At 67.8% G+C, this 23,472-nt stretch carries 21 protein-coding genes and 1 tRNA gene; 16 read left to right on the top strand and 6 right to left on the bottom strand.

The genetic code is table 11. The features are described 5' to 3' along the window. Window positions 1-126 precede the first annotated feature (126 nt). From E3O19_RS09095 to E3O19_RS09110, 4 genes are read right to left on the bottom strand one after another with little or no spacing between them, the layout of a single operon-like run. Window positions 127-1,935 (bottom strand): dipeptide ABC transporter ATP-binding protein, encoded by a 1,809-nt coding sequence (locus E3O19_RS09095; protein ID WP_241981285.1) that lies wholly within the window; start codon window positions 1,933-1,935, stop codon window positions 127-129. After that, complete coding sequence (locus E3O19_RS09100; protein ID WP_134567012.1) at window positions 1,932-2,795, bottom strand: ABC transporter permease; 864 nt, start codon at window positions 2,793-2,795, stop codon at window positions 1,932-1,934. The genes E3O19_RS09095 and E3O19_RS09100 overlap by 4 nt, the downstream gene beginning before the upstream one ends. Beyond that, window positions 2,792-3,814, bottom strand: coding sequence for an ABC transporter permease (locus E3O19_RS09105; RefSeq protein WP_420898599.1), 1,023 nt, complete (start codon window positions 3,812-3,814; stop codon window positions 2,792-2,794). Before E3O19_RS09105 ends, E3O19_RS09100 begins: the two co-directional genes overlap by 4 nt. Continuing rightward, window positions 3,811-5,460: an ABC transporter substrate-binding protein gene (locus E3O19_RS09110; RefSeq protein WP_134567013.1), complete on the bottom strand. Its 1,650-nt coding sequence runs from the start codon at window positions 5,458-5,460 to the stop codon at window positions 3,811-3,813. The genes E3O19_RS09105 and E3O19_RS09110 overlap by 4 nt, the downstream gene beginning before the upstream one ends. A gap of 382 nt (window positions 5,461-5,842) precedes the next feature. Between E3O19_RS09110 and ileS the strand changes: the two genes are divergently transcribed. From ileS to ndk, 4 genes are read left to right on the top strand one after another with little or no spacing between them, the layout of a single operon-like run. Continuing rightward, complete coding sequence (gene ileS / locus E3O19_RS09115; protein ID WP_134567014.1) at window positions 5,843-9,355, top strand: isoleucine--tRNA ligase; 3,513 nt, start codon at window positions 5,843-5,845, stop codon at window positions 9,353-9,355. After that, window positions 9,348-10,724 (top strand): bifunctional folylpolyglutamate synthase/dihydrofolate synthase, encoded by a 1,377-nt coding sequence (locus E3O19_RS09120; protein WP_134567015.1) that lies wholly within the window; start codon window positions 9,348-9,350, stop codon window positions 10,722-10,724. Before ileS ends, E3O19_RS09120 begins: the two co-directional genes overlap by 8 nt. Continuing rightward, entirely contained in the window at window positions 10,721-11,059 is a 339-nt protein-coding gene (locus E3O19_RS09125) for a DUF4233 domain-containing protein (RefSeq protein WP_166804526.1), read from the top strand. Before E3O19_RS09120 ends, E3O19_RS09125 begins: the two co-directional genes overlap by 4 nt. Continuing rightward, window positions 11,056-11,478, top strand: a complete 423-nt coding sequence (ndk, locus tag E3O19_RS09130) for a nucleoside-diphosphate kinase (RefSeq protein ID WP_134567017.1) — start codon at window positions 11,056-11,058, stop codon at window positions 11,476-11,478. The genes E3O19_RS09125 and ndk overlap by 4 nt, the downstream gene beginning before the upstream one ends. 109 nt (window positions 11,479-11,587) lie before the next feature. On the opposite strand, the gene E3O19_RS09135 is transcribed toward ndk, so the two are convergent. Next, window positions 11,588-12,187, bottom strand: a complete 600-nt coding sequence (locus E3O19_RS09135; protein WP_134567018.1) for a vitamin K epoxide reductase family protein — start codon at window positions 12,185-12,187, stop codon at window positions 11,588-11,590. A 280-nt stretch (window positions 12,188-12,467) separates the two neighbouring features. Here E3O19_RS09135 and E3O19_RS09140 point away from each other — a divergent pair, with 280 nt between their 5' ends. Further along, window positions 12,468-15,215, top strand: a complete 2,748-nt coding sequence (locus E3O19_RS09140; protein ID WP_241981286.1) for an Rne/Rng family ribonuclease — start codon at window positions 12,468-12,470, stop codon at window positions 15,213-15,215. 132 nt (window positions 15,216-15,347) lie between these two features. On the opposite strand, the gene E3O19_RS09145 is transcribed toward E3O19_RS09140, so the two are convergent. Then, the gene (locus E3O19_RS09145; protein WP_134567020.1) at window positions 15,348-15,638 is read right to left on the bottom strand and encodes a DUF4031 domain-containing protein; all 291 of its coding nucleotides are present in this window, start codon (window positions 15,636-15,638) and stop codon (window positions 15,348-15,350) included. Between the two features lie 198 nt (window positions 15,639-15,836). Between E3O19_RS09145 and rplU the strand changes: the two genes are divergently transcribed. The 11 genes from rplU to E3O19_RS09200 all read left to right on the top strand — a co-directional run bounded on the left by rplU (window position 15,837) and on the right by E3O19_RS09200 (window position 23,422). Continuing rightward, a complete protein-coding gene (rplU, locus tag E3O19_RS09150; protein WP_134447928.1) occupies window positions 15,837-16,145 on the top strand; it encodes a 50S ribosomal protein L21 in 309 nt (102 codons plus the stop codon). Window positions 16,146-16,164: 19 nt separating this feature from the next. Next, a complete protein-coding gene (rpmA, locus tag E3O19_RS09155) occupies window positions 16,165-16,422 on the top strand; it encodes a 50S ribosomal protein L27 (protein ID WP_134507497.1) in 258 nt (85 codons plus the stop codon). Window positions 16,423-16,498: 76 nt separating this feature from the next. Further along, window positions 16,499-18,076 (top strand): GTPase ObgE, encoded by a 1,578-nt coding sequence (gene obgE, locus E3O19_RS09160; RefSeq protein ID WP_134567021.1) that lies wholly within the window; start codon window positions 16,499-16,501, stop codon window positions 18,074-18,076. Further along, window positions 18,073-18,882, top strand: a complete 810-nt coding sequence (proB, locus tag E3O19_RS09165; RefSeq protein WP_134567022.1) for a glutamate 5-kinase — start codon at window positions 18,073-18,075, stop codon at window positions 18,880-18,882. The genes obgE and proB (E3O19_RS09165) overlap by 4 nt, the downstream gene beginning before the upstream one ends. Window positions 18,883-18,895: 13 nt before the next feature. After that, window positions 18,896-19,711 carry a glutamate 5-kinase gene (proB, locus tag E3O19_RS09170; RefSeq protein ID WP_134567023.1) on the top strand — a complete coding sequence of 272 codons (816 nt, stop codon included), beginning with the start codon at window positions 18,896-18,898 and terminating at the stop codon, window positions 19,709-19,711. Between the two features lie 42 nt (window positions 19,712-19,753). Next, complete coding sequence (locus E3O19_RS09175) at window positions 19,754-21,025, top strand: glutamate-5-semialdehyde dehydrogenase (protein ID WP_134567024.1); 1,272 nt, start codon at window positions 19,754-19,756, stop codon at window positions 21,023-21,025. A 72-nt stretch (window positions 21,026-21,097) separates the two neighbouring features. Then, the gene (locus E3O19_RS09180) at window positions 21,098-21,298 is read left to right on the top strand and encodes a hypothetical protein (RefSeq protein ID WP_134567025.1); all 201 of its coding nucleotides are present in this window, start codon (window positions 21,098-21,100) and stop codon (window positions 21,296-21,298) included. 13 nt (window positions 21,299-21,311) lie between these two features. Further along, entirely contained in the window at window positions 21,312-21,905 is a 594-nt protein-coding gene (gene nadD / locus E3O19_RS09185; protein WP_134567190.1) for a nicotinate-nucleotide adenylyltransferase, read from the top strand. Continuing rightward, window positions 21,902-22,855 (top strand): hypothetical protein, encoded by a 954-nt coding sequence (locus E3O19_RS09190; protein ID WP_134567026.1) that lies wholly within the window; start codon window positions 21,902-21,904, stop codon window positions 22,853-22,855. The genes nadD and E3O19_RS09190 overlap by 4 nt, the downstream gene beginning before the upstream one ends. A 40-nt stretch (window positions 22,856-22,895) precedes the next feature. Continuing rightward, a complete protein-coding gene (rsfS, locus tag E3O19_RS09195; RefSeq protein WP_134567027.1) occupies window positions 22,896-23,273 on the top strand; it encodes a ribosome silencing factor in 378 nt (125 codons plus the stop codon). Between the two features lie 73 nt (window positions 23,274-23,346). Next, window positions 23,347-23,422: transfer RNA gene (locus tag E3O19_RS09200), tRNA-Ala, on the top strand. Window positions 23,423-23,472 lie beyond the last annotated feature (50 nt).

Raw genomic sequence — 23,472 nt, forward strand, 5'->3', positions numbered from 1 at the left:
ACCGTGTAGGTGGTGAGGTGCCTGAGTATTGGGCCGCAACCAATCTACCGGATGCCCTGTTCCCCGCCGATTCCGCCGGTGGTTGGGCTTGTCGATACTCGGCCGCCGGATCTCGACGTGCCGCCCTCAGGCGAGCCCGGGGACGGCAGCGAGCAGGGACTGCGTGTACGGATGCTGCGGCGCCCCGAACACCTGCGTCGTCGCCCCGATCTCGACGATCCGGCCGTCCAGCATCACCGCGACCTGGTCGCTGGCGTGCTGGATCACCCCCAGGTCGTGGGAGATCACCAGCAGGCTCAGGCCACGCTCGCGCTGTAGCTCGTCGAGGAGATCGAGCACCTGGGCCTGCACCGTCACATCGAGGGATGACACGGGTTCGTCGCAGACGATGATCTGCGGTTCGGAGGCGAGTGCCCTCGCAATGCCGACGCGCTGACGCTGGCCGCCCGAGAGTGACAGGGGGCGTCTGGTGAGCAGCGTCGACGGGAGGGACACCTGGTCGAGCAGCTCGGCCACCCTGGCCCGGTCACGGGCTGCGGTCCCGCGCCCGGCCGACCCGGACCGCGCAGCGTGGCGGGCGCCCCGCACGGCGTCCCGCAGCACCGCGTCGACCGTCAGCCGCGGGTCGAAGGAGCTGAGGGCATCCTGGTACACCGCGCCGAGCTCCGGTCGCAGGCGCCGGCGTTGCCGCTCGGTGGCCGCGCTGAACGGACGACCGAGCACCCGCACCTCTCCCTCGTCCGGCCGGCCGAGTGCCAGCAGCAGCCGCGCCGTGGTGGTCTTGCCCGACCCGGACTCGCCGACCAGGCCGAGGGTGGTGCCGCGGGCGAGCCTGAACGAGACCCCATCCACCGCCCGCTGGTCGCTGCCGTCCGGTCGCCGGAAGGTTTTGACGAGTCCGACCGCCTCCAGCACGACCTCGCCCGGAGAAGGAACTGGAGAAGGAACAGGAGAAGATGCAGGGGCAGATGCGGGAGCAGGCGCGGGCGACGCCGACGAGGCCGGCGGCATTGTCGGCGCTGAGACGTAAAAGGCCGGCGGTGCGGGCGGGCTCGCCGGAGCATCCGCCCGGTCCACGGGAGCGGCCAGACGCGTCCCGCGCGGCTTGTCGACGGGAATCGCGGCGATCATCCGCCGGGTCTGCTCCTGCCGAGGCGAGGCGAGCAGCCTCGCGGCCGGCCCCTGCTCCACGATCCGCCCGGCGTTCATCACGGCGATCCGGTCGGCGATCCGGCCCACCACGGCGAGGTCGTGGCTGATCAGCAGGATGGCCGTCCCATGCCGTTTGAGGCTCTCCAGGAGGTCGAGGATCTGCGCCTGCACCGTCAGGTCGAGGGCCGTCGTCGGTTCGTCGACCAGCAGCAGGGGCGGGTCGAGGGCGATCGCGGATGCGATCAGGGCGCGCTGGCGCTGCCCGCCGGACAGCTCGCCTGAGCGCTGCCGCACCCGGGTACGGCCGTCGGGCAGACCCACCCGCTCGAGCACCTCCTGCACCCTGGCCCGCCGCGCCGCCCGGTCGAGGGTGGTGTGCAGGCGAAGCGAATCGGCGATCTCGCGGCCGATGGGTCTCAGCGGGTCGAGGGAGACGAGAGCGTCCTGGAGCACCAGGCCGACGTCACGGCCGCGCCGGCGTCGCCACTGCGCCTCGGAGAGGCCGATCACGTCGCTGCCGTTGATGGCCAGTTCCGTGGCCTCCAGCCAGGCGCCGTCGCCGGCCAGTCCGAGCAGGCTCCGGGCGGTGACGCTCTTTCCGGAGCCGGACTCGCCGACCAGGGCCAGGCATTCGCCGGGGGCGATGTCGAAGGAGACCCCGGCGACGACCGGATCGGTTCCGGGCTGTCTGCCGAAGCCCACAGCCAGGTCCCGCACACGAAGCATGGAGACGAGCGGTCCGGTTGGCGGACGGTGGACCGGGAGGCTGGTTCCGGGACTCATGCGTGCCTCAACCGACGTTCAAGGGCGCGTCCGAGGCTCGTCGCGGTGACCGCGGTGAGCACGATGAACAACCCGGGGAAGAAGGCCAGCCACCAGGCCGACGTGATGTAGGTGCGCCCGGCCGAGAGCATGGCGCCCCATTCGGCGGCCGGTGGGGCGGCGCCCAGCCCCAGGTAGCTCAGCGCCGAGGCCCAGACGACGGCCTGCCCGATGCCGAGGGTGCCGAGCACGAACAGCGGCGCCAGGGTGTTCGGGAGGATGTGCCGCACCAGAATCTGCCAGCGGCCGCGGCCGAGCACGGTGGCGGCCTCGACGAACGCCGCCGACCGCACCGAGATGAGCTGGGCCCGGATGATCCGGGCATAGCCGGGCGCCGTCGCCAGCCCCACGGCCACGGTCGCCGTCTGTATCCCCGGCCCGAAGACCAGGATGACGAGCAGGGCCAGTAACAGGCCAGGGAACGCGAACAGCACCTCGAGGAACCGATTGACGGTGAAATCGACGATCCGCCCGAGCATCCCGGCCATGGTGCCGAGCACAATCCCGAGGCCGAGGCCGATCCCTGTGGCCAGCGTGCCGATCACCAGGGATCCTCCGGTGCCGTGGCTCACCCGGGTGAAGATGTCCCGTCCGGACTCGTCGGTGCCGAACCAATGCACGAGGTTCGGCGCCTGGAAGGCCGACAATGGATCGATGGCGAGCGGGTCGCCCGGCGCGACGAGAGACGGCGCGAACGCGGCCGCGATGAGGAACAGCGCGAAGGCCCCGGCGAGGGCCTCGGCGACACTGATCCGGCGTCGGCGCGGCGACCTTGCCCGCGCCTGGCGGCCGAGGTCGGCCTGGATCTCGAGGTCGCTCATCGCCGGCGCAATCGCGGGTCGGCGATCCACTGGGCCAGGTCGGTGATGACCGTCATCAGAATGTAGCCGATGGCCACGATCATGACCACCCCGATCACGACGGGCACGTCGCGCACCGTGACGGCGTTCAGTATCGTGCGGCCGAGGCCGGGCCGGGCGAAGATGGTCTCCACCACGACGGCGCCGCTGATCAAGGAACCGAAGGCCCAGCCGGAGAGGCTGATCGCCGGCAGCGACGCGTGTCGGAGCGCGTGGATCCAGCGCACGCCGCGTTCGCCCTCGCCGCGGGCTCTGGCCGAGAGCACGAACGGTGACTCGAGCGCGGTGAGCAGTGATTCGCGCATGATCTGGCCGAGGAACCCGGCCAGAGGGATCGCGAGCGTGAGCACGGGCAGCACGAGCCCGGCCGGTCCCGGTGTGCTGATCGGCGGCAGAACGCCCAGCCAGACACTGAAGAGCACGATCAGCGCGGTGGCCAGCCAGAAGTGGGGCAGTGCCGCTGCGACGATCTCCAGCCCAGAACCGAGGTACCAGGCGAAGCGGCCGCCGCGGGTTGACCAGGTGGCGAGCACGAGCGCGAACAGCCAGGCGACGACGAGCGCGAGTGCCGCCAGCAACAGGGTCCCGCCGAGCTGGCCGACCAGGAGCGGGGCGACGTCCTGTCTGAGCGCGTAGGAGCGGCCGAGGTCGCCGCGTGCCAGCCGGCCCAGTTGCGCCAGGTACTGCACGAGGACGGGCTGGTCGAGACCGTACTGGGCCCGAACCGCGGTCAACGCCTCCGGCGATGTCTGCGAGCCCGGACCGCCGAGGATGGCCTCGGCCGGGTCGCCCGGGATCAGTCGGATGGCGAAGAAGGTGATCGTGGCCACGGCCCAGAGCACGAACACCGCCCCGACCAGGCGGGCAGCGAGCAGGCCGGGGATCGAACGGCGCACGGCGAGCCACGGGCGTGCCCGCAGGGGCCGTGCGGAGCGGGGCGCTCCGTCAGGCCGCAGCGCCCCTGCCGCGGTGCCGGTCACTCGGCGGGCAGCCAGGCGTCGTAGAACGTGGGAGTCGACACGGTGGGCATCGCGCGGGCGCCGGAGACACGGGAGCTCAACAGGTAGTGGTTCTGCTGGTCGTAGAGCGGCAGGATGTAGAAGCCCTCCAGCACCCGGTTCTGCACCTGCGTGTAGAGGCCGGCGCGCTTGTCGGCATCCGTCACCGCCGCGGCCTCGGTGAGCAGTGCGTCCACCTCGGGGTCGTTCACCTGCGCGTGGTTGGCGAAGTAGCCGCTGGGGGCCGGCACGATGCCGGCGGAGTCGAAGAGGATGCGCAGCACGTCGGGACCGACCTTGCTGTATGGAGCGCTGACGGCGTCGTAGCCGTTCTCACCGAGCGCCGTGTACCAGCTGGCGAGGTCCATCGGGGTGAGCACCACGTCGAAGCCGGTCTTCTTCGCGGTCGCCTGGATCTGCTCGAACAATGACCGTTCGGCGGGGATGGACTGGTTCGTACTGACCGGGAATTGGACGGTGAGGCGCACGCCGTCCTTGACCCGGAAGCCGGCCGCGTCGCGGGCTGTCCAGCCGGCGGAGTCTAGCAGCTTGTCGGCGGCCTTGGCGTCGTAGCCGAACAGGTCGGGTCGCTGGACCGCGGTGGCCTCTACGCTGCTGAGTGTGGAGTATGACCGCTTGGCCGTGCCCTGGAAGAGGCTGGTGACGGCATCGTCGACGTTCGCCGAGCGGATGAACGCCTCGCGCACGCGCGGGTCGTTGAACGGCGGTCGGGACGAGTTCAACTCGATTCGGTTCGAGGCTCCGGGCCGGGGCGCGTCGAGGTGGGTGATCGAGTCACCCTTCTCCGCCTGCACGATCGTGTCGGGCTGGGCGTTGTCGATCACGTCGACGTCACCGGCCTGGAGGGCCGCGAACCGCGATGCCGAGTCGGGGATGAACCGCCAGACGATCCTGGCCAGGTACGCCGGGCCGGTGTGGTCGGCGTCGGCGGGCGGCGACGTGTACGTGGCGTTGCGCACGAGCACGACCGAATCCTGCTTCTGCCAGCTCTCGACCTTGAACGGGCCGGTACCGACCGGGGCCGCACAGTTCTCATCCATGCCACGGGCCAGGCCCGTCGGGGATTCGATCGCCAGCCACGGCTGGGTGAGCGATTCAAGGAGGGCGCTGTCCGGTGCGCTCAGGGTGAATCTGACCACCTTCGCGGAGACGGCTTCGGTGCTCGTGACCTTCGCCAGCGCCAGGTAGCCGGTCGAGGAACCCGTCTTCGGGTCCTGCAGGTGTGCCACGTTGGCCTGCACGGCGGCAGCGTCGAGCGGGGTCCCGTCCGTGAACGTGACGCCGTCCTTGAGTGTGAACTCCCAGGCGAGTCCGTCGGGGCTCTCCGTCCAGGATTTCGCCAGCCAGGGGATGATGGCGCCGTTGCCGTCCCGGGAGACCAGCGACTCCAGGTACTGCGTGCTGACCAGGGCCTGCGGGTAGTTGCCTCCGACGTGCGGGTCGAGGCAGGTGGGCTCGGCGTCTCCCGACGCGTAGGTGAGGGTGCCACCCTTCACCGGGGTGCCGCCGCCGGCACCGGGGGAGGCGGCACACGAGGTGAGCAGGAGGCCGGCGGCCAGGACGGCCCCGATGGCGGCCGAACGGTGAGAATGAATACAGGAATGCATGAGAGGAGTCTCTTTTCACGGCAGGGGAACGGCCGAGTGTGCTGGTCGAGGAGTCGACCCGTAGTGGGTCGCCAATGTCCCATCGTAAAACATCGGGTGGCGACCTGGAATTCCACCCGGCGGATGCGGCAGGGTAGAATCGCAAGCGCATGACTATGATCCGGCCATCACCGGTGAGTCTTCGGAAGAACGGCCCTCCGGGGTCTGCTAGAACCGAACGGGTCGGGCCCGTCACAGCCTCTGAACAAGCGGTCGCCCGCTCACCCGGGCGGCAAGCGAGGTGGTACCGCGGCGGATCCCGTTCGGAGTCGGCGTCCTCGTGGAACAGGGCAGGCCTGCGCGAAGCAGGAATCAGAAACTGCCCGACTCGTCCAGGAGAAGCATGACGTACCCCGCAGGTCAGCAAACAGGTTCGGCAGCCCGGCAGCCCGGCTCCATCGTGCCGTCGCCGAACTTTCCCCAGCTCGAAACCGAGGTGCTCTCGTTCTGGAAGGACGACGCCACCTTCCAGGCGTCGATCGACAATCGGGAGGGTGCGCCCGAGTGGGTCTTCTATGACGGGCCGCCATTCGCCAACGGCATGCCGCACTACGGCCACCTCCTGACCGGGTATGCGAAGGACCTTTTTCCGCGTTTCCAGACCATGCGCGGCAAACAGGTGCACCGCCGGTTCGGCTGGGACACCCACGGGCTCCCGGCCGAGCTCGAGGCCGAACGCGAGCTGGGCATCGTCGACAAGAGCGAGATCGAGAAGATGGGCATCGGCGCCTTCAACGCCGTCGCCCGCAGCTCCGTGCTCAAGTACACGAAGGTGTGGGAAGAGTACGTCACCCGCCAGGCCCGTTGGGTTGACTTCGAAAACGATTACAAGACGCTCGACATCACCTTCATGGAGTCCGTGATCTGGGCCTTTAAACGGCTGCACGACAAGGGCCTCGCCTACGAGGGCTACCGGGTGCTGCCGTACTGCTGGCGTGACCAGACCCCACTGTCCAACCATGAGCTGCGGATGGACGACGACGTCTACAAGATGCGCCAGGACCAGACGGTCACGGTCACGTTCCCACTGGTCGGGGCGAAGGCGGAGGCGCTCGGCCTCACCGCCGTGCGCGCCCTCGCCTGGACGACGACTCCGTGGACACTGCCGACCAACCTCGCGCTCGCCGTCGGCCCGCGGATCGTCTACGCCGTCGTGCCGGCCGGCCCGAACGGCACCCCGGATGCCACCGTCCTCCGCGAGGAGACCGGCAGAACGGATGCCGCCGCCGAGGTGTTCGGCGCCGAGTACCTGCTCGCGATCGACCTCGTCGGCAACTACGCCAAGGACCTCGGTTATGAGTCCGCCGCCGACGCGACCGCGGCGATCTCCCGCACCGTTCTCGGCAGCGACCTCGAGGGTGTCTCCTATGACCGGCTCTTCGACTACTACGCGGACACCGCGGTCTGGGGCACCCGGAACGCCTGGACCGTCGTCGTCGCCGACTACGTCACGACCGCGGACGGCACCGGGATCGTGCACCAGGCGCCCGCCTACGGCGAGGAGGACCAGCGCATCTGCGAGGCCGCCGGCATCCCGGTGATCATCTCGCTCGACGACGGCGGGAAGTTCCTGCCCGACGTGCCGGAGGTCGCCGGCCTGCTCTGGTCAGACGCGAACAAGCCGCTCACCCAGCTGATCCGCGCCGAGGGGCGCCTGCTCCGCCAGGCCAGCTACGAGCACTCCTACCCGCACTGCTGGCGCTGCCGCAACCCCCTCATCTACAAGGCCGTGTCCAGCTGGTTCGTGCGGGTCACCGACTTCCGGGGCCGCATGGAGGTGCTCAACCAGGACATCAACTGGGTCCCGGAGAACGTCAAGGACGGTCAATTCGGCAAGTGGATCGGTAACGCCCGCGACTGGTCGATCAGCCGCAACCGCTACTTCGGCTCGCCGATCCCGGTCTGGAAGAGCGATAACCCCGACTACCCGCGGATCGACGTCTACGGTTCCCTCGACGAGCTCGAAGCCGACTTCGGCGTGCGCCCCACCGACCTGCACCGCCCGTACATCGACGAGCTCACCCGGCCGAACCCTGACGACCCGACCGGGCAGTCCACCATGCGGCGCATCACGGATGTGCTCGACGTCTGGTTCGACTCCGGCTCGATGCCGTTCGCCCAGGTGCATTACCCGTTCGAGAACCGGGACTGGTTCGACAGTCACAACCCCGCCGACTTCATCGTCGAGTACATCGGTCAGACCCGTGGCTGGTTCTACATGCTGCACGTGCTCGGGGTCGCCTTGTTCGACCGTCCGGCCTTCAAGAACGTCGTCAGCCACGGCATCGTGCTCGGCAGCGACGGGCAGAAGATGTCGAAGTCGCTGCGCAACTACCCCGACGTGAACGAGGTGTTCGACCGGGACGGGTCGGATGCGATGCGCTGGTTCCTGATGAGTTCCTCCGTGCTGCGCGGCGGCAACCTCATCGTCACGGAGGAAGGCATCCGCGAGGGTGCCCGCCAGGTCATGCTCCCGCTCTGGAGCACCTGGTACTTCTTTTCTCTCTACGCCAACGCGTCAGGCGAGAACGGCTACGACGCGAGCTGGCGCACCGACTCCACCGACGTGCTCGACCGCTACCTGCTGGCCAAGACCCGCGCATTGATCGTGGACGTCACCGCCGACCTCGAAAACCTGGACAGCACCCAGGCGTCCGCCCGGCTCCGGGACTTCGCCGACGTTCTCACCAACTGGTACGTGCGCCGGTCCCGCGACCGGTTCTGGGTCGGAGCGACCGGGGTCTCGACAGGCTCGACCACCGGGGCAGGCTCGACCACCGGGGCAGCCACGACCACCGGGGCGGTGGCAGAGCCCGGTGACAGCACCGAGGCCTTCGACACCCTGTATACCGTGCTCGAAACCGTTGCCCGGGTTGCCGCACCCCTGCTCCCGCTCGTCACCGAGCGCATCTGGCAGGGACTCACCGGTGGCCGCAGCGTGCACCTCGAGGACTGGCCCGACCCTGAGTTGTTCCCCGCCGATGATGTGCTCGTCGCCGCCATGGACCAGGTGCGTACCATCAGTTCCACCGTGCTCTCCCTGCGCAAGCAGGCCGGGCTGCGTGTGCGCCTGCCGCTCGCGAACCTGACCGTCGTCACCACCGACACGGTGGCGATGGCGCCGTTCGAGGCCATTTTGCGCGACGAGCTCAACGTCAAGAACGTGACCCTGGTGGAGCTCGCCGCCGACAGCGCCACCGCCTATGGCGTGACTTCCCGGCTCAACGTCAACGCCCGGGCAGCAGGCCCGCGTCTCGGCAAGCAGGTGCAACACGTGATCAGGGCCGCCCGCGCCGGCGAGTGGAGCGAGACCGACGGCGTTGTCACCGCCGGCGGGATCGAATTGGCCCCGGGGGAGTACGAGCTGGTGCTGCAGACCGGCGGCCAGGCCGCCGAAGCAGGCCGGGGCGCCGAGTCCGGCGACACGACCGCTCTCGCCCTGCTCCAGGGCGGCGGTTTCGTGTTGCTCGACACGGAGACGACCGCGGAGCTCGAGGCCGAGGGATTCGCCAGGGACCTGATCCGCGCGGTGCAGGACACCCGCAAGTCCGCCGGATTCGAGGTGAGCGACCGCATCCGCCTCGACCTGGTCTTCTTCGACGACGCTGACATGGCCACCTTCGCCCTGGCCTCGGGGGTCGACCTGCCGGCAGAAACCCTCACCACCCGCTTTGCCACCCATCGCGCGAGCGACGCGGGCTCCGAGCAGCTCGACGCGACCCTGCCGTCGGAATGGCTCGGCGGCCTGGTGGGTGCGCCGGTCGAACACTACGTGCGCTTCGAAGCGGGGCAGTACGCCAACCTGGGTGCCGTGCTCGTCGCCGTCGCCAGAGAGAACGGACTCATCCATGTCTAAGTCCAGCGCAAAAGCCGACGACGCCGGGCGGAGCGCCGGCGACGCCGTGTACGCCGCTCTGCTGGCCCGTGTCGGCGAAGGGTCCCCGCGGCCCCGCCTCGAACCGACCAGGCGGGTCCTTGAATTGCTCGGCGACCCGCAGACGGTGTACCCGATCATCCATATCACCGGCACCAACGGCAAAACCAGCACCAGCCGGATCGCCGAGAGCCTGCTCCGCGCCTACGGCCTGCGTACCGGCCTGCTGATCAGCCCGCACCTCGTGCGGCTCAACGAGCGCATCGTGATCGACGGTGAGCCGATCGACGACGTGGCCCTCGCCGCGAATTGGGACGACATCGCCCCGTACCTGCGGATTGTCGACGACGAGCTCACCGCCGCGGGCGACGAACCGCTGACCTTCTTCGAGGCGCTCACCGTTCTCGCCTTCGCCTGCTTCGCCGATGCCCCCGTCGAGGTCGCGGTGATCGAGGTCGGGATGGGCGGCGAGTGGGACTCCACGAACGTCGCCGACGGGCAGGTCGCCGTGATCACGCCGATCGCCCTGGACCATACCAAGCGCCTTGGGAGCACCATCGCGGAGATCGCCCGCACGAAGTCCGGGATCATCAAGCCGGCGGCATCCGTCGTCACGGCGGCGCAGGCCGAGCCGGCGCAGGCCGAGCTCGAACGCGCCGTCGAACTGACCGAATCGACCCTGGCCAGCGAGGGCGAAGACTTCGCCCTGCTCGCCAGCCAGGTCGCCGTGGGCGGGCAGCTCATCTCGGTGCGCGGCCTCGCCGGAACCTATTCCGACCTTTTCCTTCCGCTCTACGGCACCCACCAGGCGCAGAACGCGGCCGTCGCGATCGCCGCCGTCGAATCGTTCCTCGGCGCCGGCAGCCAGGAGCTGGCCTACGACCTCGTTGAGGAGGGCCTCGCCTCCGCCACCTCGCCCGGCCGGCTGCAGCTGGTCGGCATCGACCCGACCGTGCTGGTGGATGCCGCGCACAATCCGCACGGAGCGGCCGCCCTGGCCGCGGCGTTGGACGACTACTTCGACTTCGACGAGATCCTCGCCGTCGTCGGCATCCTCGCCGACAAGGACGCCGCCGGGATCATCGCCGCGCTCGAGCCTGTCGTCGGCCGATTCCACGTCACCGCGTCGCACTCCGAGCGGGCCATCCCCGTCGACGACCTCGCCGACCTGGTCGCGCGCACGGCCGGGGATGACATCACGATCCGGTTTGACGACCTCGGCCAGGCCCTCGATTCCGCCAGGGACTGGGCCGAGGAGTCCCCACGCCGCGCCGTCATCGTCACCGGGTCGATCACCCTCGTCGGCGAGGCGATCGCCTTGGCCGACGCCCGGGAATGGCTGAAGAAATGAGCCAACGCTCGGTGAAACGGTCGCTGGCCTCGATCGTGCTCGGCTTCGAGATCATCGTCGTGTTCCTCGCCGCGCTGGTCATCTTCGGCCTCGGGGCCCTGCCTGCCTGGCTCGCGCTCGGCGGGGGAGCGGCGCTCTGCCTCGCCATGGTCGCCGTCATCGGCCTGCTCGGCCGGGGCTGGTCGTATTACGCCGGCTGGGGCATCCAGGCCATCGTCATCGCCACCGGTTTCCTCAACCCCACGATGTTTTTTATTGGCGCAATGTTTGCCGCCATGTGGACGTACTGCATGGTCGTCGGCACCAGGATAGACAACCAGAAGGAGAGCTCATGAGCACCCAGATCGAAGAAACCCTCGTATTGGTGAAGCCGGACGGCGTGGCCCGCAACCTGTCCGGCGAGATCCTGCGCCGGATCGAGGCGAAGGGCTATTCCCTCGTCGACGTGAAGCTGGTCGAGCCAGACCGGTCCCTGCTCGCTGCGCACTACGCCGAGCACGAGGGCAAGCCGTTCTTCGAACCGCTCGTCGAGTTCATGGAAAGCGGGGCCGTCCTCGCGCTCCGGATCGCCGGTGAACGCGTGATCGAGGGCTTCCGCGCCCTCGCCGGAACGACCGACCCGACGACCGCGGCACCCGGGACCATCCGCGGCGACCTCGGCCGCGACTGGGGCGGAAAGGTGCAGCAGAACCTCGTACACGGCTCCGACTCGCCCGAGTCGGCTGCCCGCGAACTGGCCCTCTGGTTCGACTAGACCTCTGGCCGGACCGTGAGAAAAGCCGCCTCCCAATCGTGCGGAGGCGGTTTTCCCCACACCTGGCCGACGTGACGGAGCAGGCCGCCACGCGCGCGGTCGGCCTGGCTCAGAGGCGGTGCAGGAAGTCCATCTGCACCTGGGCGATGGTCGCGCCCGCCAGGTAGCAGCCGATCGTGATCACGACGATCCAGGAGTGGGCGCCGGCGGCGAAGCGGCGCACCGCGGCGGATGCCGGGAGGTTCCCCTCCTTGAGGTTGTGCAGCGTGACCGCAAGGAAGACCGGAATGGTCACGACCCAGGTCACCATGCACCACGGGCAGAGCACGTCCAACACGAAGAAACTCTGGCCCATCAGCCAGACCACGAACGCGATCGCACCGGTGACTCCCACGTTCAGGCCGATCCAGAACCAGCGGGGGAACCGGGCCCCGGCGAGGATGCCGGCGCCGATCGTGATCACGACGCTCCAGCCGACCAGGCCGATCAGTGGGTTCGGGAAGCCGAAGATGGCGCCCTGCCACGAGCCCAGGTTGGTGCTGCAGCCCACGAGCACGCTGAAGTTGCAGGAGAGCTGGGCCTGGGGATCCTCAAGGATGTGGATCTTGTCGAGAGTGAGCAGGAAGGCCGCAGTCAGGGCGATCAAACCGCCGATGATGAGCAAGATTGCGAGCCCAACGGGGCGCTTGGACGTCTCGGGCTGTGGCACCCTCGGATTATGTCATGCGCCTCGCGCTTGATCCTGAGAATGCGTGCGATAATCGAAGAAGTCGCTTGAGCCGCGCTCAAGCTGACGCCAGAGAAGGCCTAATGGGCAGCGAACGCCCAGATTCATTGGTCCCACGACCAAAGGTATTAGCAATCAGAGCCAAGAGCCGGTTGCGAACGAAGAGGATTCCCGAGGCTTTTGCGCAAGCAGAAACCTCGCACGAGAGAGTAGCCGGATGGGTGGCGCGGTCGCCCAAAACCGGTCAAGGAGCGCACCAGCGATGGTGGAAGACAACGAAAACAAGAAGCGCAAGGGCCTATTCGGCGGTCGCAGGACCAGCCGACGGGCATCCGCGGCAGCATCGATGACGCCGGAGGTGGCCGCTCGGCCACAGCCCGTCGTGACGGATGACGCCCCGCCCGCCGACGCGACGGCACCGACAGGCGCCGCGCCGACCCGCGCGACCAGGACCAGCACGGCGCGGACCAGTGCCGCGATCACCACCGACGAGCGGGCCGAATCGAACACCGCTTTCGAGGCCCAGCCCCAGACCCCAGCGGAACAGGACTCCACCGTGGACCTCACGACCTTGCCCGTCGAACAGAGCGAGGTGCGACGCCCGTCGACCTCCCTGCTCTTCCAGGCACCGAACATCCTCCCGCTCCCGGCCCGCACCGGTGGCCGCCAGGGTGCCTCCCGTCAGGACGGTTTCCGCCAGGACGGTTTCCGCCAGGACGGCCGTCAGGACAGCCAGCGCCAGGACAGCCAGCGCCAGGATCAGGACGACGACGGCGATGAAGCGTCGACCGTGCGCCGCCGAGCCCGCCGGCGCACCGGCGACGAGGGCCGCTCCGGCTCAGACGACCCGGCGAACACCGTCGTGCGGGTGCGCACACCGCGCGAACCCGAACTGATCACCGAACCCCAGCGGATCAAGGGATCCACCCGGCTCGAGGCCAAGAAGCAGCGTCGCCGCGACGGCCGCGATGCCGGGCGGCGTAGGCCCGTGATCACGGAGGCCGAGTTCCTCGCCCGCCGTGAGGCCGTCGACCGGGTCATGGTCGTGCGCGCCAGGCACAACAAGATCCAGATCGGCGTCCTCGAGGACGGCGTTCTCGTCGAGCACTATGTGGCCAAGAACCAGGATGCCTCGCTCATCGGCAACGTCTACCTCGGCCGGGTGCAGAACGTGCTCCCCAGCATGGAAGCCGCGTTCGTCGACATCGGCCGCGGCCGCAACGCCGTGCTCTACTCCGGCGAGGTCGACTGGGATGCCGCCGCCGAGAACTCGGGCAACAGCAGCCAGGCCCGCCGGATCGAACTCGCTCTGAAGCCGGGCGACAAGGTACTCGTCCAGGTCACCAAGGATCCGATCGGTCACAAGGGCGCACGGCTGACCAGCCAGGTCTCCCTCCCCGGCCGCTACCTCGTCTACGTGCCCAACGGTTCGATGAATGGGATCAGCCGCAAGCTGCCGGACACCGAGCGTACCCGCCTGAAGAAGATCCTCAAGGAGGTTCTCCCCGACAACGTGGGCGTGATCGTTCGCACCGCTGCTGAGGGTGCCACGGACGAGCAGCTGACCCTCGACGTCAATCGCCTCACCTCGCAGTGGGCATCCATCGCCAAACAGGTCGACACGGTCCAGGCGCCGTCCCTGCTGCACAGCGAGCCCGACCTGCTGATCAAGATCGTTCGGGATGTCTTCAACGAGGACTTCCAGAAGATGGTCATCTCCGGTGACGACTCGCGTGATGTCATCGAGGCCTACCTGCGCCAGGTGGCCCCTGACCTGGTCGAGCGAGTCGAACGCTACGAGGCCGAGGCCGAGGGCGACGTAGAGGTCGACGCCTTCGACGAGTACCGCATCTCGGAGCAGATCGAGAAGGCACTCGACCGCAAGGTCTGGTTGCCGTCCGGTGGATCGCTCGTGATCGACCGCACCGAGGCCATGACGGTCGTCGACGTCAACACGGGCAAGTTCGTCGGCTCCGGCGGAAACCTTGAGGAGACCGTCACCAAGAACAACCTTGAAGCGGCCGAGGAGATCGTGCGCCAGCTCCGCTTGCGCGACATCGGCGGCATCATCGTCGTCGACTTCATCGATATGGTGCTCGAGACCAATCGGGACCTCGTGCTCCGCCGGATGCTCGAGTGCCTCAGCCGGGACCGCACCAAGCACCAGGTCGCTGAGGTCACCTCGCTCGGCCTCGTACAGATGACCCGAAAGAAGCTCGGGCTCGGACTGCTCGAATCGTTCAGCGAGAACTGCGAAGCCTGCGCCGGACGTGGCATCGTCATCCATCACGACCCGGTCGTCAAGCACCGGCAGACCGCGCAGCCCGCCATGGAGCGTCGCCCGCGCAGCAAGTCGGGCAACAACGGCAGTAACGGCAACGGCGACAACGGCAGCCGGGGCGGCGACAGCGGTCACCGGAGCAGCAACGGCGGTGACAGCGGTCACCGCGGTGGTGGCGGCAACGGCACTCAGCAATCGGAACCCACCAAGTCCACCGTCGGCACACACGGGATCACCGAAGACGCCAAGCACGCCCTGGCGCTGATCGCGGCGCGCACCATCACGCGTTCCCTGACCGGTGCCATCCCGGTCGTTCCGGCCACCCTGGCGAACCCGATCGCGGCGGCCGTCGACTCCGCAACAACCGAGACGGCTTCGCCCATCCTGGTTGCGGCCACCCAGGCCACCGCCGGCCCGGCCAAGGATGCGTCGGCGGACCCGCGAGGATCGCGCACCGACACGGTGGAGGCTGTGGCGACCGTGCCACTGGTCGACGACGCCTCGGATTCCGTGGCCATCCTCGACATCCCGGTGACGAAGTCCCCACGCAGCCGCCGCACGGTCAGCAAACAGGTCACCGACCAGCTCCTGGACTCGGTTCTCGAGGCTCTCCCCGAGCCCAAGCAGCCGGGCCAGGGTCGCTCGCGCAGCCGCCGCGTCACGACCGCCGGTGGCTCGACCGCCACGGTGCAGGCCATTGTGACCCCCGGGACCGACACTCAGCAGTAACGGTTTCGTCCCAGGAGACCGATGGAGGACCCGGCTTCAGCCCGGCCTTCATCGGTCGCTTAGGTTCATGGAGTGGGGACCGAAGGAGGTTGGTACCGCGGCGTCGGCCTTCCAGGCTCCGCTCATCGGTGATCAGGGCCTCTGATGCTCCGGACGGTTCGCGCGCTCCCGGGCGCTCACCCTGAGTCCGCTTCCGCGCAGGCGCAGCACCAGCTCACGGTTGCCGACCGGTTGCGCCCCAGCGGCCACCAGGGAGTCGTAGAGGCGCGCCGGCACGTCGTAATGATCAAGGTCGAATCCGCGACGGGGAATCTCGTTGGCGGCAGCGAAGGCATGCAATTCGTCCAGCGAGGTGTCGCTGACCAGATGCGACCAGACGGTGCCGTGGGCGGGCCAGATGGGACGGTCGATCAATACGGTCATCACCAGATTCTATGTTCACGGTTCGGTTTGACCGTGGCAGGTGGATCAGCTAAAGTCGACTGTTGGTGTGCGATGGGCCTGAGCCCGCGCGGTCACCAAGGTTTTCTGACAGCGACGAGCCGACTTGGCCTGTTCAACGCAGTAACTTTCCATCTTAGGAATCGGGGCCTCACGGCTCCCCAGAGTTAGGTACGTAACGTGGTTTACGCAGTTGTGCGCGCCGGTGGGCGGCAGGAGAAGGTAGAGGTCGGGACCATCGTCACGATGGACCGAATCAAGGCTGATAAGGACGGCAACGTCGAGCTGGCCGCCGTGCTTCTCGTCGACGGCGACAAGATCACCTCTGACTCGAAGTCGCTGGCCAAGGTCACGGTTACCGCCGAGGTCCTCAACGACCTCCGTGGTCCGAAGATCGTCATTCAGAAGTTCAAGAACAAGACCGGGTACAAGAAGCGTCAGGGGCACCGTCAGGAGCTCACCCGCGTTCAGGTCACCGGCATCGCCTAAGGCCTGAGGAGAAGAACAGATGGCACACAAAAAAGGTGCGAGTTCCACTCGCAACGGTCGCGACTCCAACGCGCAGCGCCTCGGCGTGAAGCGTTTCGGTGGTCAGGTTGTCAGCGCGGGCGAGATCATCGTTCGCCAGCGCGGCACCCACTTCCACCCCGGCGTCAACGTCGGCCGCGGTGGAGACGACACGCTCTTCGCCCTGGAATCCGGCTCGGTTGAGTTCGGTGCAAAGGGCGGCCGCAAGGTCGTCAACATCGTGGTGGCTGCCGCGTAGGCATCCACAACTCTTGAACGTCAGGGCGGGCTTCGGCCCGCCCTGACGTGTTTTCGCCACCTGAAAGGGGCACCCCATGGCCACATTCGTTGACCACGTCACGCTGCACCTGCGAGCGGGCAATGGAGGGAACGGCTGTGTCTCCGTCAAGCGGGAGAAGTTCAAGCCCCTCGCCGGCCCCGACGGTGGAAACGGCGGAAACGGCGGCGACATCGTACTCGTCGCCGACCCGCAGGTGACCACGCTGCTCGGCTACCACCGTTCTCCGCACCGCAGCTCTTCCAACGGCGGGCCGGGGATGGGCGACCACCGCGCCGGCTACGCCAGTGACCTGATGGAACTCTCCGTGCCGCTGGGCACCGTCGTCAAGGACACCGAGGGCAATGAACTCGCGGACATGACGGAACCCGGCTTCCGCATCGTTGTCGCGCCAGGCGGCCAGGGCGGGCTCGGCAACGCGGCCCTCGCCTCGACCAAACGCAAGGCCCCGGGTTTCGCGCTCCTCGGCACCTACGGTTGGGAAGGTGACATCCAGCTTGAGCTCAAGACAGTGGCGGATGTCGCGCTCGTCGGCTACCCGTCGGCCGGTAAGTCCAGCCTGATCGCCGCGATCTCGGCCGCGCGCCCCAAGATCGCCGACTACCCCTTCACCACCCTGCACCCCAACCTCGGCGTCGTCGACGCCGGCGAGGTGCGGTACACCGTCGCAGATGTTCCCGGCCTGATCGAGGGTGCCAGCGAGGGCAAGGGACTCGGCCTCGAGTTCCTCCGCCACGTCGAGCGCTGCACCGCGCTGCTGCACATCCTCGACTGCGCCACCCTCGACCCCGATCGCGACCCGCTCAGCGACCTCGACGTGATCCTCGGCGAACTGGCCGCATACCCGGTTCCCGAGGGCCAGAAGCCGCTTCTCGACCGACCGCAGCTCATCGCGCTGAACAAGATCGACGTGCCGGAGGCCCGCGAACTCGCGGATTTCGTCAGAGGTGACCTCGAGGCGCGCGGCTACCGCGTGTTCGAGATCTCCACGGTCAGCCACGAGGGCCTCCGGGCGCTCAACTACGCGCTGGCCGAGGTCGTCGAAGCCGGACGGGTCGAAGCGGCCGCGACCCAGGCCGGCAAGCCGCGCATCGTCATCCGCCCCAAGGCCGTCGACGACAGCGGATTCGTCGTCAAGGTCGAGGGTGGTTCGTTCGGCAACATCTACCGGATCATCGGGACCAAGCCCGAACGATGGGTGCAGCAGACCGATTTCACCAACGACGAAGCGGTCGGCTTTCTCGCGGACCGTCTCGCCAAGCTCGGGATCGAGAACGAACTGTTCAAGGCCGGCGCCATCGCCGGGTCGACGGTCATCATCGGCCCCGGCAACGGAGTCGTCTTCGACTGGGAGCCCACGCTCACCTCCACGGCCGAGCTGATCACCGCACCCCGAGGAACCGACACCCGGCTCGACGATTCCAAGCGCCGCACGAGCAACGAGCGTCGCGAGGAGTACTTCGGACGGATGGACGCCAAGGCGGCCGCCCGAGCCGAACTCATCCGCGAACGCGAAGCCGGCATGTGGTCAACCGGCGAAGAGGAATTCAACGGCGACGTGACCGGCGACGGTTCAGTCCCAGTGAAGGGAAAGAAGGAAGGCGGGTCGGAATGAGTGCCCGCGCCCGCGCCCAGGTTTCCTCGGCCCGGCGGATCGTGGTGAAGGTCGGTTCCTCCTCGATCAGCGGTGACAACGCCGACCAGATCGCCCCACTGATTGAAGCCCTCGCGGAAACGCACGGCCGCGGCGTCGAGGTGGTTCTCGTGTCCTCGGGGGCCGTCGCGAGCGGGATGAGCCACTTGAATCTCGACGGGCGACCGAGCGATCTGGCCACCCAGCAGGCGGCCGCCTCCGTGGGACAGAACGTGCTCACCGCCCGCTATCAGGAGACCCTGGACCGGCACGGCATCGCGGCGGGGCAGGTACTGCTCACCGAGGGGGATCTTCTCAATGAACCGCACCGCAGCAATACCCGGCGTGCGGTGAACCGGCTTCTCGACCTGCGGATCATGCCGATCGTGAACGAGAACGACACCGTGGCCACCTATGGGCTGCGGTTCGGAGACAACGACCGCCTCGCGGCCATGCTCTCGGTGCTCATCCGGGCCGACCTGCTGCTCCTGCTCAGCGATGTGGACTCCCTCTACACTAAGCCTCCTCACCTGCCCGGTGCCGAACGGATCGACCACATCGGATTCGACGCGGAACTGGGCGGGATGGAATTCGGGGCCACCAAGGCTGACGGCGGCGTCGGAACCGGCGGGGCCAACACCAAGGTGAAGGCGGCCCGGCTGGCCGCATCCGCCGGCACGGCCGTGCTCGTGACCGCGACCGGGCTGGCCGCCGCCGCCCTCCGCGGTGAACAGGTCGGCACCTGGTTCGAGCCGATGCCCACCGCACCGGGGCGCGCGCTCCTGTGATCCGGGTCGGGGAGTGAGCGTGCTCGCACGGCACCAGATTTCGTCGGCGGCGCGCATCGTCGTCAAGGTCGGCTCCTCGTCGATCAGCGGACCGAACGCCGGACAGATCGCCCCTCTGGTCGACGCCCTCGCGGCCGCCCACGGGCGCGGCGCGGAAATCGTGCTCGTGTCCTCCGGCGCCATTGCCACCGGAATGCCCTACCTCCAGCTCGATGAACGGCCAAGCGATCTCGCCACCCAGCAGGCCGCGGCATCCGTCGGCCAGAACCTGCTGATCTTCCGCTACCAGGACAGCCTCGATCGGTACGACATCGTGGCCGGCCAGGTGCTCCTCACCGCCGGCGACCTCGAGAACCCGTCGCACCGCAGCAACGCTCACCGGGCCATGGACCGGTTGCTCGGGTTGCGCATCCTGCCGATCGTCAACGAGAACGACACCGTCGCGACCCATGAGATCCGCTTCGGCGACAACGATCGGCTGGCCGCCCTCGTCGCCACCCTGATCAAGGCGGACCTGCTCGTGCTGCTCAGCGACGTCGATGCGCTCTACACCCGCCCGCCGCACCTGCCAGGTGCCGAGCCGATCTCCCACGTGAGCCCCGGGGACCGGCTGCCCGGCGTCGAGTTCGGCGGGAGCCGTTCCGGCGTGGGCACCGGGGGAGCGGGCACCAAAGTGTCTGCGGCCCGGATCGCGGCCGACGCCGGCACCGCCGTCCTCGTCACCTCCACGTCGCTGGTCGCCGAGGCGCTCCGCGGTGACCTGGTCGGTACCTGGTTCGAACCGAGCACCGAGGCGCTCATCCCGCCGTCCGGCAGCCCGTTCGGGTAAACCACCCAGCCGACCGGCAGCCTGGTCGCGTAGGCTGCCGGGATGTCCTCACAGACCCTGACCGACACTGCCCAGCTCCCGCCCATCCTCGAGGCATCCCGGCGGGCGTCGGTTGCCCTCGCGGCCGCGCCAACCCAGCTGAAGAACCGTGCTCTGGCCACCGTTTCCGCCGCGCTGCGCGGAAACATCTCCGACATCCTCACCGCCAACCGGGTCGACCTCTCCGCCGGCCGCGAGAACGGCCTGTCCGCCGGGATGCTCGACCGCCTCAGTCTGGACGAGTCCCGGATCGAAGGACTCGCCGCCGCCGTCGACCAGATCGCCCTGCTCACGGACCCGATCGGCGAGGTGGTGCGGGGGAGGAACCTGCCCAACGGCATCAAGATCAGCCAGGTGCGGGTACCCTTCGGCGTGGTCGGGGTCATCTACGAAGCGCGACCCAACGTCACCGTCGACATCGCCGCGATCGCCCTCAAGAGCGGCAACGCCGTCGTGCTCCGCGGCGGATCTGCCGCGGAGAACACCAACCGGGTTCTCGTCAGACTCCTGCAGCAGGCGATCGGATCAGCCGGGCTGCCCGCGGAATCCGTGCAGACGATCGACCCGTTCGGGCGCGATGGTGCCACCGAGCTGATGCAGGCCCGCGGCTATGTGGATGTGCTCATTCCCCGGGGAAGTGCCGGGCTGATCCAGGCGGTGGTCAACCAGTCGAAGGTGCCCGTGATCGAGACCGGTGCGGGCGTCGTGCACATCTTCCTCGACGAGAGCGCCAACGCGGACTGGGCGGTGGAGATCGTGCACAACTCGAAGGTTCAGCGGCCCAGCGTCTGCAATTCTCTCGAGACCCTGCTCGTTCACCGTGATGCCGCGGCCCGGCTGCTCCCCGGCGTGCTGGCAAGGCTCACCGGATCCGGCGTCACAATCCACGGCGACCTGCGGGTGCAGGAGATATTCCCTGCCGCGGTGCCGGCGAGACCGGAAGACTGGGGCACCGAATACATGGGCCTTGAGGTCTCCGTGGCCGTCGTCGACTCCCTCGACGACGCGATCGCGCACATCCGCCGGTATTCGACCGGGCACACTGAATCGATCATCACCAACGACGTGGTCAACGCCGAACGTTTCCTGGCCGAGGTCGACTCCGCCGCCGTCATGGTCAACGCCTCAACCCGGTTCACCGATGGTGGCGAGTTCGGATTCGGTGCCGAGGTGGGTATTTCGACCCAGAAACTGCACGCCAGAGGGCCGATGGGTCTGTCGGAGCTCACCAGTACCAAATGGATCGTGCGTGGCTCGGGCCAGGTGCGAGTGTAGGCCCCGCTAGAATACTCTCGGAGTCGTCCGCTCTTGCCGGGTGCCCGTTAACCGTCTCTGAATGGAGAACCCATGTCGTTCCTGAACGAAGTGCTCGCGCAGGCCGAACACGTCGCCCTGCCCATGCCGACGTTCGTCTACGGCCTGATCGCGCTTGTGACCTTCGCGGCGCTCGGCGTCGTCGTCTGGTCCTACCGCGACGTGGCGAACCGCCACCAGGCCAAGGCGAAGGCATATGCCGACGCCCACGGCGGCGCGCGCGCCAACCACTGAGGCTGTCGTTTCGATGCCGGCGCGCCGCCTGAGAATCGGGGTGATGGGCGGCACCTTCGACCCGATCCACCACGGGCACCTCGTGGCGGCCAGTGAGGTGGCCCAGAGCTTCGACCTCGACGAGGTGATTTTCGTGCCCACCGGACAGCCGTGGCAGAAGCCCGATGTCACGGTCAGCGAGCACCGCTACCTGATGACGGTCATCGCCACGGCGTCGAATCCGCGTTTCACGGTGAGCCGGGTCGACATTGACCGGACCGGTCCCACCTACACGATCGACACCCTTCGCGACCTGCACGCCCAGCGCCCGGACGCCGAACTCTTCTTCATCACCGGGGCGGATGCGATCCGGCAGATCCTGAGCTGGAAAGACGTCCAGGAGCTCTGGGACCTCGCGCACTTCGTGGCTGTGAGTCGTCCGGGACATGAGCTGAGCGTTTCGGGATTACCCAACCAAGACGTAAGCTTATTGGAAGTTCCGGCTTTGGCTATCTCGTCCACAGACTGCCGGGCACGTGTGAACCGGGGATTCCCGGTCTGGTATCTGGTCCCCGATGGGGTCGTCCAGTATATCTCAAAGCATCATTTGTATCGGAGTGTGGCATGACGTTGGGTAATGACCCACAGCCACTGACGCGTCGTCAAGCGCGCGAGTTGGCCCAGGGGCACGAGCCTGCCTCGGCAGACCAGCAGAATTCGTCGAACCACATTCCCACGCACTCCTCCGGATCCACCCCGGCACAGACCGCGGCGCCCGACAAGCCCGCCGTCGCATCCGCGTTCGCCCCGCCCGCGACAAAGTCCGGTTGGGCCGCGGCGGTGAGCGCTCCACGCCAACCCGTCCCCAAACGAACGCTGACCCGTCGTGAACTGCGCGCCGTGCAGCTGGCTCAGGGCCACGACGACGAATCGGGCCAGTCAGAGCCGATCGCGGTCGAGCTGCAGGGTACCCCGGCTCCCGTCGTCAAGGCGAAGCAGCCTGTTCCCGTCGAGTTCCTTGTCGAATCGAAGTCCTCTTCCTCGTCGGCCCGGGTCCGCCCCGGTGTACTCCACCCGCCGGTGGGACATTGGTCCCTCGATCGTGACGACGACGACGGCTCCATCCCCTCCGCATCGCCGATCGAACCGTTCGACCAGCTGATGTCCCGTGGCATCAGCGCCGGCGGAATTCCGACGACGACCAACGCCCTTATCCTGCCGTTGATCCCGCATCAGGGCACGACCTCGGGACCGCTGACCAGCACCGGCGAGATCATGATCACCGGCTCGATCGACCTGCCCCGCAGTCTCGGGTCGACGGGCGCGCATCCGAATCTTTTCGACTCCGCCGAGATGGACCACATGCTCGACCAGCTCGACGAGAGCGGTCACCACAGCGACGTCGCCCCGGTGAGTGCGAGCCGCGCCGTCAGCACCCACGCCTCGACCAGGGGTGTTATGGCGCCGCCGGCCAAGCGCGGGGTGACACTTCCCACCGTCCTGACCATCACGGTGGGAGTGCTCGCTCTCGGCGTCGTTGCGCTCTTCATCGCCGGCTACGTCCTCAAGATCTTCTAATGCCACTTCATTCGCTCTCACTATCCCAGGGATTCATTCGATGACAGCTTCTGCCCATGCTCTCGAGCTCCTCAAGCTGGCCGCCGCCGCCGCAGACTCGAAGGCGGGGGAGGACCTCGTCGCAATCGACGTCTCGAACCCCCTTCCGCTCGCCGACATCTTCCTGATCGTTACCGGCCGCTCGGAGCGCAACGTCGTGGCTATCGCCGGCGAGATCGAAGACAAGCTCACGGAGGCCGGCCACAAGCCCCTGCGTCGCGAGGGCCGCGCCGAGGGCCGTTGGATCCTCGTTGACTTCGGTGACCTCGTTGTCCACGTCTTCCACGAAGAGGAACGCGTCTACTACTCCCTCGAGCGCCTGTGGAAGGACTGCCCGGTCGTTCCGATCGAGTTGCCCGCCCACAATGTGCAGGAGTAGCAGCTGGTACTCCACCGGGCTCGGGATGTAGTAGCCTAGAGAAGTTGTTTCGGGGGAATCCGAAACACAATCTGGGTCCGTGGCGCAGCTGGTAGCGCACCTGCATGGCATGCAGGGGGTCAGGGGTTCGAATCCCCTCGGATCCACCACGCAACACCGTTGGACAAGAAGTACCCGCTCACTGAGCGGGTCTTTTTTG

The sequence above is a fragment of the Cryobacterium algoritolerans genome, assembly GCF_004402785.1.
GTDB classification, from domain to species: domain Bacteria; phylum Actinomycetota; class Actinomycetes; order Actinomycetales; family Microbacteriaceae; genus Cryobacterium; species Cryobacterium algoritolerans.